The 15,852-nt window shown below is 27.6% G+C and carries 9 protein-coding genes and 1 pseudogene; 2 read left to right on the top strand and 8 right to left on the bottom strand.

The genetic code is table 11. The features are described 5' to 3' along the window. The first annotated feature begins 9 nt into the window (after positions 1-9). Positions 10-1,890: a PTS fructose transporter subunit IIABC gene (locus BMUR_RS02975; RefSeq protein WP_013113115.1), complete on the top strand. Its 1,881-nt coding sequence runs from the start codon at positions 10-12 to the stop codon at positions 1,888-1,890. A 76-nt stretch (positions 1,891-1,966) separates the two neighbouring features. On the opposite strand, the gene BMUR_RS02970 is transcribed toward BMUR_RS02975, so the two are convergent. From BMUR_RS02970 to BMUR_RS02950, 5 genes and pseudogenes are all read right to left on the bottom strand, one after another. After that, positions 1,967-3,571 (bottom strand): peptide ABC transporter substrate-binding protein, encoded by a 1,605-nt coding sequence (locus tag BMUR_RS02970; protein WP_013113114.1) that lies wholly within the window; start codon positions 3,569-3,571, stop codon positions 1,967-1,969. Positions 3,572-3,653: 82 nt separating this feature from the next. Then, complete coding sequence (locus BMUR_RS02965; RefSeq protein WP_013113113.1) at positions 3,654-5,288, bottom strand: peptide ABC transporter substrate-binding protein; 1,635 nt, start codon at positions 5,286-5,288, stop codon at positions 3,654-3,656. A gap of 81 nt (positions 5,289-5,369) precedes the next feature. Beyond that, on the bottom strand, positions 5,370-6,764 hold the full coding sequence (locus tag BMUR_RS02960; protein ID WP_013113112.1) for a PDC sensor domain-containing protein: 1,395 nt from the start codon (positions 6,762-6,764) through the stop codon (positions 5,370-5,372). Between the two features lie 388 nt (positions 6,765-7,152). After that, positions 7,153-9,100 (bottom strand): annotated as a pseudogene (locus BMUR_RS02955) (methyl-accepting chemotaxis protein). Positions 9,101-9,277: 177 nt separating this feature from the next. Then, the gene (locus BMUR_RS02950; protein WP_013113109.1) at positions 9,278-10,678 is read right to left on the bottom strand and encodes an MATE family efflux transporter; all 1,401 of its coding nucleotides are present in this window, start codon (positions 10,676-10,678) and stop codon (positions 9,278-9,280) included. Between the two features lie 172 nt (positions 10,679-10,850). On the opposite strand from BMUR_RS02950, the gene BMUR_RS02945 reads away from it, so the two are divergent. Continuing rightward, on the top strand, positions 10,851-12,365 hold the full coding sequence (locus tag BMUR_RS02945) for a bifunctional metallophosphatase/5'-nucleotidase (protein WP_013113108.1): 1,515 nt from the start codon (positions 10,851-10,853) through the stop codon (positions 12,363-12,365). A gap of 103 nt (positions 12,366-12,468) precedes the next feature. Here BMUR_RS02945 and BMUR_RS02940 read toward each other — a convergent pair whose 3' ends face one another. The 3 genes from BMUR_RS02940 to BMUR_RS02930 form a co-directional block, all read right to left on the bottom strand. Continuing rightward, a complete protein-coding gene (locus BMUR_RS02940) occupies positions 12,469-12,891 on the bottom strand; it encodes a rhodanese-like domain-containing protein (protein ID WP_013113107.1) in 423 nt (140 codons plus the stop codon). Positions 12,892-13,084: 193 nt separating this feature from the next. Then, the gene (locus BMUR_RS02935; RefSeq protein WP_013113106.1) at positions 13,085-13,360 is read right to left on the bottom strand and encodes a hypothetical protein; all 276 of its coding nucleotides are present in this window, start codon (positions 13,358-13,360) and stop codon (positions 13,085-13,087) included. A gap of 20 nt (positions 13,361-13,380) precedes the next feature. Next, positions 13,381-15,363, bottom strand: coding sequence for an AAA family ATPase (locus BMUR_RS02930; RefSeq protein ID WP_013113105.1), 1,983 nt, complete (start codon positions 15,361-15,363; stop codon positions 13,381-13,383). Positions 15,364-15,852 lie beyond the last annotated feature (489 nt).

The following is a 15,852-nucleotide window of genomic DNA, read 5'->3' as shown; positions in this document are numbered from 1 at the left end:
AGGCTAACAATGCTAAAAGATGTTATAACTTTAGATTGTATAGATATTGATCTAAAGGGAAAAACTAAATCAGAAATTATAGATGAAATGGTTGATATTCTCTATAAGAACGGCAAATTAAATGATAGGGAAGAGTATAAAAAAGAAATATTAAAAAGAGAAGCTCAAAGCTCTACAGGTATGGAGGAAGGCATAGCAATACCTCATGGTAAAACTAGTGCAGTAAAGATACCTACTGTTGCTATAGGTATTTCTAAACAAGGTGTTGACTATGAATCATTAGACGGAAAGCCTTCGCATTTATTTTTTATGATAGCAGCCCCAGAAAACTCTAATGACTCTCATATAGAATTATTATCCAAAATAACTACTCTTCTTCTTGAAGATGATATAAGAGAAGCATTGTTAAATGCAAAAAGCAAAGAAGAAGTACTTGATATATTAATGAAAAATGCTGAAAAAGACAATGAAAACTCATCTTTAAATCAGGAAAGTAGTAATAATAATGATTCATATCAGGTACTTGCAGTAACAGCATGTCCTACTGGAATAGCACATACTTATATGGCTGCTGATGCTTTGCTTAAAAAAGGTAAAGAGCTTGGAATTACTATAAAAGTAGAAACTAACGGTTCAAGCGGTGTAAAAAATGAGCTTACAAAAGATGAAATAAAAAATGCCAAAGGTATAATAGTAGCAGCGGACAAAAATGTTGCTATGGATAGATTTGCAGGAAAGAATGTTGATATAGTAGGTGTTAAAGAAGCTATAAAAAATCCAGAGCAGTTAATAAAAAATGCTTTAAATCAAACAGCTCCTATATATCATGTTAATTCTGAAGGCGGCTCTTCAGATAGATTTGCTAAAAAGCCTAAGACTGGAGTATATAAGCATTTAATGTCTGGTGTATCAAATATGCTTCCATTTGTTGTAGGCGGAGGTATACTTATAGCATTTTCATTTATGTTTGGTATTAACTCAAGCAATCCTAATGATCCTTCATATAATGCATTTGCTAAACTTTTAAATGATATAGGAGGAGGCAATGCTTTCTTTTTAATGGTACCTGTAATGGCGGCATTTATTGGTATGAGTATTGCTGACAGACCTGGATTTGCTCCTGCTATGGTTGGAGGGCTTATATCATTAAACAGCGGCGGCGGATTTTTAGGCGGACTTATAGGCGGTTTTTTGGGCGGATATATTACTCTTTTACTAAAAAAAGTATTTTCTAAATTGCCTGAAAGTTTGGACGGAATTAAACCTGTTTTACTATATCCTTTATTTGGTATATTTTTTACAGGTGCTGTAATGTATTTATTCATAGTTGATCCAATAGCTGCAATAAACTCCGGACTTTCTAATTTCTTAAAGAATATGGGTACTGGAAACTTAATATTATTAGGTGCTTTACTCGGAGCTATGATGTCTACCGATATGGGAGGACCTATAAACAAAGCGGCTTTCACATTTGGTATAGCAATGATAGCTTCAGGTGATTATGCTCCTCATGCTGCTGTTATGGCTGGAGGTATGGTTCCTCCTTTGGGTATAGCATTAGCTACTACAATATTTAGAAATAAATTCACCGCCGATGAAAAAGATGCTGGTAAAACTTGTTATGTTATGGGACTTTCATTCATCACTGAAGGAGCTATACCATTTGCTGCTTCTGACCCTATAAGAGTTATTCCTTCCTGTATGATTGGTGCTGCTATTGCTGGAGCTTTAACTATGGCTTTTCGCATACAATTAAGAGCCCCTCATGGCGGAATATTTGTACTTCCTATAGTTAATAATCCTCCTCTATATCTTCTTGCTATAGTAATAGGCTCTGTTATAACAGCAATAATACTAGGATTTATTAAAAAGCCTGTTAATAATAATTAATACATATATCTTAATAAAAAAGGCTTGAACTTTATTATTTAAGTTCAAGCCTTTATTTTTATGATAACTTTTTATTCTATTCTAAATAACATCTATGAAATCTATGAAAACCTAATGAATCATAATAAACATCTTTAAGTTTAGGCGATACTAAAAGAGGTTCTGTATAATAATATATAGGTATTATGGCTTCTTCTTTCATTAATAAATCTTCTGCTTTATGCATAGTTTCCATTCTGAACTTTTGGTCTCCTGAAAGCATAACCTGATTAATCATATCATCATAGGCTTTATTACTATAAACACTGTAATTGTTTGGAGAATAACTTATACATAAAGTCATAAAGTTTACAGGATCATCAAAATCCCCATTCCAGCCTCCTCTAGCCATTGTGATATTTCTGTCATATCTAGTTTGTAGAAATACAGCCCATTCTTCTTGTGTTAAAGTAACATCAATACCTAAATTTTCTTTCCACATTTGCTGAACAGCTTCAAATATTTTTACATGTATTCCTGGATCCGCTTTAAACTCCATAACAGGAAAACCTTCTCCATTAGGATATCCTGCTTCCGCCATTAATCTTTTAGCCTCTTCTACATTTTTAGCATATCCTTCTTTAGTTATATCAATATATTCTCCGCCGTTTTCTCTGAAATCTCCATCATAGTCAGATATTCCATAAGGAACTAAAGCACCTGCAGGTTTTTCTCCGCCCATTGTTACTTGTTCTACTATGTAGTTTCTGTCTATAGCAAGAGATAATGCTCTTCTTACTCTTACATCTTTTAATACATCATTAGTTAAGTTTAGACAATAGTAGTATGATGATATTCTAGGTTTTATTACTATAAGTCCTTCTTTTTGAAGAGTTTGTATATCCTGTCTAGGGAATGATCTTGCAAAATGCAAAGTACCAGCCTTAACTCCAGCTACAGAAGCTGTTTCATTTTCCATAAGTACAAATGTAATTTTATCAGGTACTATATTTTCTATATTCCAATAATTGGTATTTTTTACCATTACAAGACTTTCATCTCTGTTTCTTTCAATAAGTTTAAAAGCACCGTTTCCTATATATGTATCAGCATTTAATGTCCACTTATCTCCATATTGTTCTATTATGTCTTTTCTTAATGGATAAAAAGTAGGGAAACTTAAAAGCTCTAAAAAATAAGCAGTAGGAGCTTCTAAAGTTACTTCTAAAGTATAATCATCTATTGCTTTTATACCCAAATTTTCTTTTGGCATTTCACCTGCCGTAATTGCTTTAGCATTTTTTACAGGTTCATGCTGATATCCGTATTGACTTCCAGTAGCAGGGTCTACAACTCTTTGCCAAGAATATACAAAATCATTTGCAGTAACAGGCTTTCCATCAGTCCATTTAGCATTTGTTCTTAGTTTAAAAGTATATGTAAGTCCGTCATCGCTTATTTCCCAGCTTTCTGCTACGGCAGGAGATAATTTTCCGTTCATATCCTTTTCAACTAATCCTTCAAATGTATGAATTAAATAAAATACAGCATCTGAAGTAACATTAATACTAGGGTCTATAGTATTTGGTTCCGGACCAGTATTTATGTATATTGATATTCCTTCGTCTTTTTTATTTGTATTTGAACAAGATAATACAAATAAAAAAATTATAAAAATAAATAAAACATTTATTTTTTTCATTTTTGTTCTCCTCAATTTTTATTAAAAAATACTTTATAATGTATTATTTTTTTGATAGTATTGTTTATATAGTAAATATTTATTATTCTAATAAATATGCTTTAGAGAAATTATATTGTCCCATAGGATCATATTCTACTCCCTTTAGTTTAGGCGAAACTAAAAGAGGTTCATTATAAAAATAAATAGGTATTATTGCCATATCTGATATTAATATTTCTTCGGCTTTATGCATAGTCATCATTCTATGAGAGACATCTCCTATTAAACTTGCTGTTTTTATAAGATCATCATATCTTGAATTACTGTAAACGCTGTTATTATTAGGAGATGAGCTTAAAAATATCGATAAAAAGTTGATAGGATCATTGAAATCTCCATTCCAGCCTCCGCTTGCAATATCTATATTTTTATCAAATCTCTGTTTCAGTAAATCAGACCATTCCAACTCTTCGATAACTACATCAATACCAAGATTTTCTTTCCACATTTTCTGAACAGCCTCAAATATATATATATGCACTCCATGAGTTGTTTTAAAAGTTAATGTAGGAAAATTATTTCCATTAGGATATCCTGCAAGCATCATAAGTTTTTTTGCTTCTTTGATATTATTTTCATAATTATTTCTTGTAATATCAATATAGTCTCCGCCGTTTTCTCTGAAATCTCCAAAAAATCCTGGTACTCCGTAAGGTACTAAAGCGGCTGCTGGTCTTTCTCCGCTTTTTGTGATTTTTTCAACTATGTAATTTCTATCTATGGCAAGAGATAATGCTTTTCTTACATTAGAATCTGATAATGTTTTGTTTGTTGTATTTATAAAATAGAAATATGAAGATATTCTTGGAACATTTTTTATGTATCCCGCTTTTTCTAATGAAGAAATATATTCTCTTGGGAAGTTCCTAGAAAAATGAAGAAGTCCGCTTTTTACAGAGCTTAGAGAATATTCATTGTCATTTCTAAGTATGAACTCTAATCTGCTTGGTATTACTTCTTTTGTATTCCAGTATAATTCATTTTTTTCCATAATAATATATTCATTAAATTTTCTTTCAACAACTTTAAAAGGTCCGTTTCCTATTAAAGTTTGCGGGCTGTCAGTCCATTTTTCTCCATATGCTTTAATTATATCTTCTCTTAATGGATAAAAAGTAGGGTAGGCTAAAATTTCAAGAAAATATGTTAATGGCATTTCTAACATAATTTTCAAAGTATAATCATCAATAGCTTCTACACCAAGATATTTAGGCTCTATTTTTCCAATATTAATATCTTTAGCATTTTTTATCATATTATACTGATAAGCGTATTTGCTTTTAGTATTTGTGTCAAATAATCTTCTGAATGAATATACAAAGTCCTGAGCTACTACCCCTTTTCCATCACTCCAATACGCATTGTCTCTGAGATTAAAAGTATATACTAATCCGTCGCTGCTTATAGTCCAGCTTTTTGCTACAGCAGGTATTATTTTTCCGTCTTTATCTTTTGTAACTAAGCCTTCAAATATATGTCTTAAATATATCAAAGTATCTGATGTTACATTAAAACTTGGGTCTATAGTATATGGTTCTGAACCTATATTTATTTGTAAAGCAAAATATTTTGAAGATTGATTTTGAGATACAGTTTCTTCTATTTTTGAACAGGATATATTAACAATTAGAGATATCAATCCTATAAATAAAATATGGTAATTTTTACTAAACATTTTACTACCCAAGTTATATTTTAATATTGTTTTTAGTATATATTCTATATAGTTTAATGTCAAATAATATTTTTGTACAATTTATTCTCTAAGTTTAAAATATTCTATAATTTTTTGAAGTTCTTTTGATTCTTCTATAAGAGATTTTGAAGTTTCAGTAACCTGACTTACAAATTGGTAGTTTTGATTTTTTATTATTTTGTTGTCTTTATCGTTAATTTTATCTACAAAATCTGATATATCATTTGAATTTTCAGAAATTTTATCTACTTTTCCTTTTACCGCAGTAACCAAATCATTTAAATATTCAACCGTATTGTTAATTCCTCTGCTCATATCCCCTATCTCATCATTTAATTTCAAATAATCTTCAGAAACACTCCAAGATATATCTCCATCTTTTATTTTGGTAATATTATCATTTAAATCATTCATTACTGATAATACTCTCTTATTAATAATAGACGGTACTATAATGACTATTATAATAATGATTGACGATATTATAATCCACATCATTATTATAATTTTATAATTACTGAAAAATTCTGCTTTTGCAGATACGGCTAATTCTATTGCCCAATACACATCATCAAACATATGTATTGGTCTGAATATATGGAAATATTTACTAGATGTTTTTTTATTATATGATTCTTTAAATACAGTGTTATTTGAACATATAGTTTCTAATAAATTATTATATCCGTATATATCAGATGAATTAGTAATATTTTCCCCAATACGGTATTTATCTGTAGTACAGTAAATAATATTCCCTTTTTCATTAAATAATGAAATTGTAAATCCATTTGTATCTTCATAGAATATTATATTATCTAAAGATAAATTTAAAGAAGATACAGCAACTATTTTATTGTCTTTGGAAAATATTGGTATTGAGTATGTATACATAGGTCTGTATTTTCCCTGTACTGGATAATAGTTTAAAGGTGTAATATGAGGTTCTTTGCTTTTTATAGTAGTATCTAAATAGCTGTATTGCAAATCTGCTTCTTCCATATTAATTCTGTCTATATTATTATTTGTATCTTTGAGTAAATATATTCCTAATCTTCCGTCAATATTTTTGTAAAGAGGATTGTTAATATACATACTGTCATTGTCAAGAGCATTAGTTAAAAATATTAAAGATATAGAAACAGCATTAGTACTCATATCATTTGCAAATCTTTTCATTAAATCCTCATATATTTCTCTATTTCTGATATTATAATTATATAGATTTTCTACAGAATATTTTATATTATTAAGATAGTTTACTTCCACATTGATTATAGATTCTATTTCAAATACTTCTTTTTGAGACATCTGAAATATTGTGAATAATGACATTTCTTTTGTCATATTGTATGTATGTATTGTATTTATAATACCAAATATCAATATTATTACTATAATAGGTATTATAATGAATAAACTTATTTTTATATTTAAGCTTACCTTATCATTCATAAAAAACGCCTCTTAATTTAGAATTTTTCTTATAAAATAAACCATTATATATAATAAGAAAAATTTGAATATAAAATTTGTTATTTAATTTCTTAATTTGAAATATCCTATTCATATTATTTTCTTTTAGAAATTCCGTATTTTCTAATTTATATTTATTAATCTATGTTATTTGATATAAGTATTATTTTACAACTAAACTTAATTTATTACCTTGTTCATTCTTTGGCAAACTCCTGTGAAATTTTATTTAAGATAGTATTTTGCTTAATCAATATTTATTATATTGTATACGCCCATCATTATTAAAAGTACAATCAATATAACCAAACTAATCTATACTTGCAAACTCACTTTCTTAAATCATAATATGAACTTTTTATTTTTACTAATTTTTTAATTTAAAATATTCTATAGTTTTTATTAATTCATTAGCTTCACTAAGTAATGATTCTGAAGCTGAAGCTGCTTCAGATACCAAAGCAGCATTCTTTTGTACAGCACTATCCATATTGCTTATTGCAATATTAACCTGATCTATTCCTTTTTCCTGTTCCTGAGCTGCTGTATTTATTTTAGCCATTACAATGGAAGTATTATCCATTTTTTCTAATATTTCTCCGAATATTTCCTGCGATTCTTGTACACTATTTGCAGCTAATTTTATTTTATTATTGCTGTCTGTTATTAATGAAGTAATACTTTTTACAGATTCCTGAGTATTTTGTGCTAGGTTTCTTATTTCGCTGGCTACTACAGCAAAACCTCTTCCATTATCTCCTGCTCTTGCTGCCTCCACTGAAGCATTAAGAGCAAGTATATTAGTTTGAAATGCAATATTTTCTATGAGTTTGGTGATGTCCATTATTTTAGTACTAGCTTCATGTACATCATTCATTTTATTTACGCTATCTTCTATAATACTGCCGGCTTTATTTATATATTCTTTTGCGTCAGTTACCATACTTGTACTTTGAGCAACGCCTTCTGCTGACTCCTTTATTGCACTTGCCATTTCATTCATAGAAGCGGCTGTCTCTTCCAAACTAGATGCTTGGGATTCTGTTCTGTCAGATAAGTCATTGTTTCCAGTCAGTACTTCATTTGCGGCAGTAGAAACTTGTTCTGCTGAATATTTTACTGTTGAAACTACTTTGTTTAAATTATTCAAAATATTTTCGCAGCTTTTAGCTATGTCTCCCCATTCATCATTCATATTTAAAAACTTATGTCCTATATGGAATGATATGTCTCCGCTTGATATTTTGTACATATCTTTAGAAAGACCGGCTATCATACTTGTTACTTTTCTTTTGATGATAAAAGGTACTATTACAGCACTTATAACTACTATAACTGCTGATATAATAATCATAATATTTCTTATTGTATTGCTGTCTCTTAATATAACATCATTAGGAGCAGTTAATTTAAATCCCCAATATCTGCCTTTAGACATCTCTAATGGCGTGAAAGAGTATGTATAATATTTTTTTAATGTGCCGCTGAAATTTTCAAATATTAAATTTTCTCCGCTTTTTATCTTATTATAAACATCATGTTCTTTATAATATGGATATATGCTGTCAAGAGATTTATATATATAATTTGTATTATCACTGTCATATACTATATTTCCGGCATTATCAAATAATGTAACAGTTGTGCCTTCAAAAGTTTTTATTTTAGAAAGCAGATTATTAAGAGAATTAGCCAATACATCTAATCCTATGACCCCAATAACTTTATTTCTGCTGTTTTTGATAGGTATTGCCCAAGTATATAAAATATTTCCAGAAGAAGATTTATATATCTGTAATATATATTTCTGCTGTCTTTAAAGCATTTACATAATAATCATTCTGAAATATTGAGGCATCTGAATATGATTCAAGTATGCTAGTTCCGACTGATCTTGAAACAGAGTAATTGAATTGTCCATTTGCTTTTGAGTATTTAAGAGAATTAATATAATTAGAATCGTTATCTAAAGTATTAGGCTCAAATGCTATATGTATAGAACTAATTCTTTGAGAAAGTTTTGTGAAGAAATTGTATACTGTTGTTTCATAAAAATTTCTGTTTGTCATTCCGTCGCTGTAAAAACCTTCTATAACTTTTCCAAGTCCGATTGTGTAATAAAGATCATCTTCCATAAATGATTGTAATGTAGCTGTTTCTCCCTTAGAACTTTCCTCCAAAATTTTGTATGATAGTTTTTTACTGGCTTCTTTTACATAGATAACATTAATAGTGTTTGAAATAATAAGCATAATTAGCAAAGGTATTAATATTGATAAGCTAATTTTTATTTGGAGACTAAATTTTTTAAACATAATAAAAATCCTGATATTTTAATAGCAGTAATTATTATATATAATTTGTTTACATATTTCAATAATTAAAGATTATTTTAAAAGAAATTTATTAGTTTTATATGTTAGAAAATATATATTATTATATTTATTTTATAATATTATATATATATGCATCACTTTAATATTTCTGTTTTATTAAGTATTTGTTTTTGTATATTTCATTATATTTTTAAAATATAATCTGAATAATGTAACAGTTGTACATACTGCTAAAAAATCAGCTATAGGTTCTGCTAGTAATACAGCCATAACTTTATTATCAAAAAATAATGGAAGTATAAATATAAGCGGTATTAATAGTATAACTTTTCTTAATATAGCAAGAAATGCTGATATTTTTGCATTGCCCAAAGCAACAAATGTCTGCTGACATGCAGTTTGGGCTCCAAATATTAAAGAGCTTGCCATATATATTCTTAAAGCCCATATACTATAATTTATTAACTCTTCATCACTTGTAAATATTCCTACAAATAAATAGGGGAAAAATATCGATATTGTCCACATTAATACAGAAAATGATAAACAGCTTATAAGAAGTATTTTAAAAGTGCTTTTTACTCTTTGCATATTTCCAGCTCCATAATTATAGCTTATAATAGGCTGAGCTCCCTGAGTAAGACCCATTATAGGGAGAAAAGAAAACTGCATAATACTGCTTAATATTGTCATAGCTCCTACTGCCAAATCTCCTCCGTATTTTAAAAGAGAAGTATTAAAAGATACTGACAAAATACTTTCGGTAAACTGCATTATAAACGGAGAAAATCCCAAAGCTAAACAAGGAAGTATTACATTAGGCTTTATTTTGAAGTTTTTTATTTTCAATTTCAAAATTGTTCTTTTTGATGTCATAAATGAGAGAATCCATATACATGATATTGCCTGCGATATAATTGTAGCAAGTGCAGCACCTCTTACATCCATATTAAATACAAATATGAATATAGGGTCTAATATAATATTAACTAAAGCTCCTATTAATACCGTGAACATACTTGTTTTTGCTTTACCTTGTGCTGTTATAAAAGCGTTTAGTCCAAGTGCTAACTGTACAAATATTGTTCCAATAGAGTATATTCTTAAATATCTTAATGCGTATATGATAGTGTTTTCGCTTGCACCAAAAAGCATAAGTATAGGTTTTGCAAATATTATTAGTATTATAGTTAAAGTTATAGAGATTATGATTAAAGTCATAGTGCAGTTTCCGAGTATCTCTTCTGCTTTATTATAATCCTGTTTTCCCATCATAATAGATGCCCGAGGAGAACCTCCCATACTTACAAGATATGCAAATGCAGATACTGCTATAATTACGGGCATTGTTACTCCTACACCAGTTAAAGCCGTAGCTCCAATATCTTTAATATGACCTATATACATTCTGTCTACTACATTGTATAATACATTTATTATCTGAGCTGCTATTGCTGGAATTGCCAATTGAAATAATAATTTTCCTACTGGCTTATTTGCCAGATCGTTAGTTTTTTTATCTGTATTTGAATTGTTTAATACTGCTTCACTTTCCATAGTTATTTCCGAATAATAATTTTTGATAAACTTGTAATATGATAAACCTATTTATATTTTAGTCAAATTATTAACATATGAATTATTTATTTTACATATTTACATACAGTCTATTATTGACTTAAAAAATTAATAATTATATCATAAGCCTATAAACTTTTAGGATACTCAAATGAAAAAAATATTTCTTACATTTATAATTTCTATTGTTTTTATTATTTCATGTTCTGATTATAATGCTGTAAAAGTTTTTACAATAGTTCATATGAATGATACACATTCAAAAAATAAGGAATTAGTATCAAAAGAAGACGGCAGTACCAATAGATACGGCGGAGCTGCTAGAAGAAAAACTTTTATTGATAATATAAAAAAGACTAATGAAAATGTTATAGTTATGCATGCGGGCGATACTATTACGGGAAGTGTTTTTTCTATTGTTTATCAGGGAATGGACGAGGTTGAACTTATGAATGATTTGGGGGTTAATGTATCTGCACTTGGAAATCATGAATTTGATTTTGGTATAAATCAGCTTAATAATATTATAAGTAACAGAAACTTTCCTACAATAGCATGCAATGTAAAAGTTATAGCTACTGGTGAAAATTATGTGCCTTCTTATATGATAACTAATATTAAAGGTATAAATGTTGCTGTAGTAGGAGTTTTGCAAAGTGAGAAAATGAATATTACTCAGGGGCTTGATTATATAGATATAGAAGATGAAATATTATCTTTAAAAAATCTTCTTAATACTACTCCTATAAATACAACAAATGACATGACAATTTTATTAAGTCATGCAGGATTTGATACTGACAAAAAAATAGCAGAGAGTCTGCCTAATGTATTTAACATTATAATAGGAGGACATACTCATACATTGATTGAAAAACCAGTGATTATAGGAAATACCACTATAGTGCAGGCTGGAGAGTACGGAGAGTATATTGGTACTATAGATGTGATGTTTAAAAATGGAAAATATGCTTATCCTAATTATAAACTTACAAGATTAGATGAAACTATAAAAGAAGATGAAACTATACTTGCAAAAATAGATGAGATGCAAAAAGAAGTTGATAAAGAGTTTAATACTGAAATAGCTGTTCTTCCATATGCTTTGACTGATGAAGATATAAGAAATAAATCTGCAGCTTTGGGTAATTTTGTTTCGGATATAGTCTCTTCCTCACAGGAGGGTATTGATATAGCATTAATTAATTCTGGTTCTTTAAGAGGAGAGCTTCCAAGCGGAAAAGTTACATTAGGAAATATTTATGAGTTTTTTCCTTTTGATAATCTTATAATACTAACCACTTTAAGCGGAAGTGAATTAAAAAGTATACTAGAGCTTTCGGCTTCAAGAGTAGGCGAGGGAGCATTCTTACAGGTTTCAAAAGACTGCATTATTAATTTTGACAGCAACGGAAAACTTTTAGAATCATATATAAAAGGAAAACCTATAAATGATAATGAAAAATATATCGTAGCTGTTGCCGACTATATATTTAATGGAGGCGAAAAATATATCGATTCTAATGGTAAGCCTTTATTTCAATACGGAGAAAATACTATACATACCGGGCTTGATATGAGAGATTTAATAATAAAAAAATTAAAAGAATATAAAAATGTTCCAGAGAGTGCTATTGATAATAGAGAGCGTATAATATTTAATTAAAAAATTGTAATGTATATAGAAACGATTTTATTTTTTTAGGTATAATATATAATTAAAAAAGGGGCTGTGAATAACAACCCCTATATTTGATTAATAATTATACTTATTTTAAAGCAGCTGAAAGTTCGGCGTATCCTGCATCTTTTAGATAATTAACATTTTTAAATCCGTTATCAAGCATATACTGAACACTTCTTCCAGAGCGTACTCCGCTTTTACAGTAAAACATATATTTTTTGTTTTTGTCTAATGATAATAATTTTTTACTGTAGCCTTTAGCTCTATAATCGATGTTTATAGCATTTTTTATAGTTCCTGTTTCTTTAATCTCTTCTGGTGTTCTAGCATCGACTAATACTATGTTAGGGTCAGCATTAAGTAATGATATAAAGTCATTAAGTGCTAATCCGTTTTGGTTGACAACTTTTATATTGTCAAGTTCGTATGATTCGTTTTTTGCTGTTTGAGCATTGCTCATAACTGCTGTTAATAATAGTGTGAAAATAATAAAAAGATTTCTTTTCATAGGTGTACTCCCTATAAGTATATTTAATTTACTAATTAGACGAATATTTTTTGTAAAAGTTCCCAAAAGATGTATTTTTTTTATTTTTTATAAGAAAAATTTGATTTTTTATAATTGTAAAGAATTTATTATATAAAAAAAGGGTTGTAATAAACAGTCCCTTTTATATTTTTTTGAGTATTTTTTAATATTTTTATATCATATTATGAATACTTTCATTATTGTCAAAAAGACTATTAATATCTTTATTAATTTCATGGAATTTAAAATCGCTTTTTAAAAACTCTGTTAGATATTGAAATTCTTCTTCAGTAAGTACAACTCGTACTAAGCATGTAGTAAAATATAAGTCATAATTATAAATATTTTCATAACATTTTCCATTTTCATAATATTCTCCAAATTTTTGTATAACGTCTAAATTGTCTAAATTTAAAATAGCATTATTAAATTTTAATATTTTAGTCATTTTATTTCTCCTGTTTATATTTACTTATTAGTTAATAGCATCTCGCTTAAATAGTCAAGAAGTTTATTAAAATTATTTATGGTTTTTCCATCTAATTCTCTTTTAAAAATATTATTTTTGAATAATGAAGAAAGGCTTCCGCTTTTATTTTGTATCATTTCCTTATATCTTTCTTTGTCATTATCACTGAATAGACTTTCTATTTCTCTGAAAGATTGATCCGCTTCTTTTAATTGAAATACTGTTAATCTCTCTTTCATTAAAGTATTTGATTCTGAAGCCTTTTTGAATAAATTAGCCCTCTCATCGCTGTCTGTTAATATAATAGCCTCCCTAAACTGTACCAACTGTTTTAATTTATTGTTCATCTCCTTATCATCTTTTCCAAGTCCATGAATAGGAAGAAATACTAAATTAATTTTTTTGTTTTCTTTTGCTTCTTTTAATTTCTTGAAAGCTGTAAGATAATTATAATCCATAAGTCCTTCAACAAATATTACTTTATTATTAGGATTGGTTATTATATCTCTATGAAGCACTCCGAAACCGTCTACTATTTCATTTAATGTATCAACTTCATCTTCACCTATAGCAGAAAAATCATTCTGTATTTCAACGCCTATTTTATCTTTTTTGAATCTTACAATTCTAAGCTCATCTAAATAATCAACATCTATAAATGAAGGATTATGAGTAGTAGTTATAAATGTTACGCCATGATTTCTAGCAAAGTTTTTAATGAAATTTCTTAAATCTCTTCTGCCCGGTATTGATAAATGTATTTCTGGCTCATCCATCAAAACTATATCTCCGGGATTTAATTCATTAGAGTGTAAAAAATTAAAGAAGAAATTAAAAAACCATTTGAAGCCTACAGACTGCTGTTTTAATGAAATAATATTTCCATTTTTTTTCATAGATAAATATATTTCATCTTTTTCAAATTTGATATGAAAATTATATTCCTGAGTACCCAAACCTTGAAAATATAAATCATTAAATTTTTTATTAACAATTTCTATTAATTTATCATTTATAGTTTCTTGATACTGGTCTTTATATCCCGGATTAATGCCTGCTTTTTCATAAGCTTTTTCAACTGTAGATATGCTTCTGCCTATGGCTTTTAATAAGGAGTTAAAGAATTTTGAATTCTTTATATCTTTAGGTGTAGTAATTAAATCGCTGTCTTTAACCTCTTCTTCTTTGTAGTATATTATTTTAGGTATGAAGCTAATTTCATATTTTTCTTTAATAATATCTTTAGGTACTTCTATAACCGCTTTTACTTCTGCCATTTTATCTTCATAAGCTATTGTTTCCAAATCGATAAAATTTAATTTATCTATTCTACTACTATAATAATAATTATAATCATTTACGAATTTATCAAAAATATTTTGCAGCTGAGAATACAAGTTTTTTAATTCTTCAAATATATTATCATTATTATTTTTTAATATATTATTAAATTGCCATTGCAATTTTGATATACTATCATAGTATGAAGAGCTTCTATTTCTTCTATAAGTATCCATCTCTGTAGAATATGAATTAAATTTACTTTTAAATTCTTTTTTTATTTTTTCGAGGCTGAATTGATTTTTTAGAAGTTTTTTAGTTATAATAGTTTTATTTTCTGTTTCTTCAAAATTAGTTTTATATGCGGTTTTATCACTATCATCTAAAAAATATTCTATTTCTTTGCTTTCGTTTTCATCAGCATAAATAAGTTTTATTCTAGTCTTTGCATCTTCATAGTCCATAAAGTCTGGAATATCTTTTTCTAAATCTATGCTTTCAATATTTTCTATAGGTGTTATTATTTTAACAGCATCCAGTATATTTGATTTACCGACATTGTTTTCGCCTATAAGTATTATAAGTTCGCCCATTTCATCTTTATTCAATGTGTTATTTAAATAAAGTGTTTGGTATTCTTCCAAGTCTTTTGTAACTCCTATATTTCTAAAGTTTTGTATTTTTAAAAATCTTCTATTCATTTATCGCTCCTTTTTTTATTTATTTTTATTTTAAAGCCTTGAGTTTTATATAGTTCTTCTAAAGGCTTTATAAACTCATATTCTTCTTCTGTGATTTTTTTATCAACCATATTTCTGCATTTTATCAAATAATCTAAAATAGGGTCAAAGAAATTATCTTCTGAAATAAGATATATAAAATCTTCTTTTGTTTTATTTTGATGTTTTAATAAATTTCTTATTTGTATTTTTTTCTTTTCTGTTTCGCTGATATTTTCTTTTATTTAGTTAAAATTATTAGATTTATAATATAGAGTGTCTCATCATAATTTATTCTAAAATAACAAATAAACATTTTAAATTTATCATACATGTAATACAAAATTGTAAAAAAATATTAAATTTCTCAAAAAAAGGAACTATATATACGCATTTTTTATAAAAATTGCTTGTATTTTTTATTTTTTATATTATTATTAATATATAAGCAAAAACAAATAAAAACGCTTA

This window comes from Brachyspira murdochii DSM 12563 (assembly GCF_000092845.1).
In the GTDB taxonomy this organism is placed as follows: Bacteria; Spirochaetota; Brachyspiria; order Brachyspirales; family Brachyspiraceae; genus Brachyspira; species Brachyspira murdochii.
The sequence above is the reverse complement of the archived record's forward strand: the minus strand, read 5'-3'. Positions and strand labels throughout refer to the sequence as shown.

Coding starts and splice junctions, on each gene's coding strand:
- BMUR_RS02960 (WP_013113112.1), bottom strand. CDS start 6,764: ATGAATGATAAGGTAAGCTTAAATATAAAAATAAGTTTATTCATTATA.
- BMUR_RS02950 (WP_013113109.1), bottom strand. CDS start 10,678: ATGGAAAGTGAAGCAGTATTAAACAATTCAAATACAGATAAAAAAACT.
- BMUR_RS02970 (WP_013113114.1), bottom strand. CDS start 3,571: ATGAAAAAAATAAATGTTTTATTTATTTTTATAATTTTTTTATTTGTA.
- BMUR_RS02940 (WP_013113107.1), bottom strand. CDS start 12,891: ATGAAAAGAAATCTTTTTATTATTTTCACACTATTATTAACAGCAGTT.
- BMUR_RS02975 (WP_013113115.1), top strand. CDS start 10: ATGCTAAAAGATGTTATAACTTTAGATTGTATAGATATTGATCTAAAG.
- BMUR_RS02965 (WP_013113113.1), bottom strand. CDS start 5,288: ATGTTTAGTAAAAATTACCATATTTTATTTATAGGATTGATATCTCTA.
- BMUR_RS02930 (WP_013113105.1), bottom strand. CDS start 15,363: ATGAATAGAAGATTTTTAAAAATACAAAACTTTAGAAATATAGGAGTT.
- BMUR_RS02945 (WP_013113108.1), top strand. CDS start 10,851: ATGAAAAAAATATTTCTTACATTTATAATTTCTATTGTTTTTATTATT.
- BMUR_RS02935 (WP_013113106.1), bottom strand. CDS start 13,360: ATGACTAAAATATTAAAATTTAATAATGCTATTTTAAATTTAGACAAT.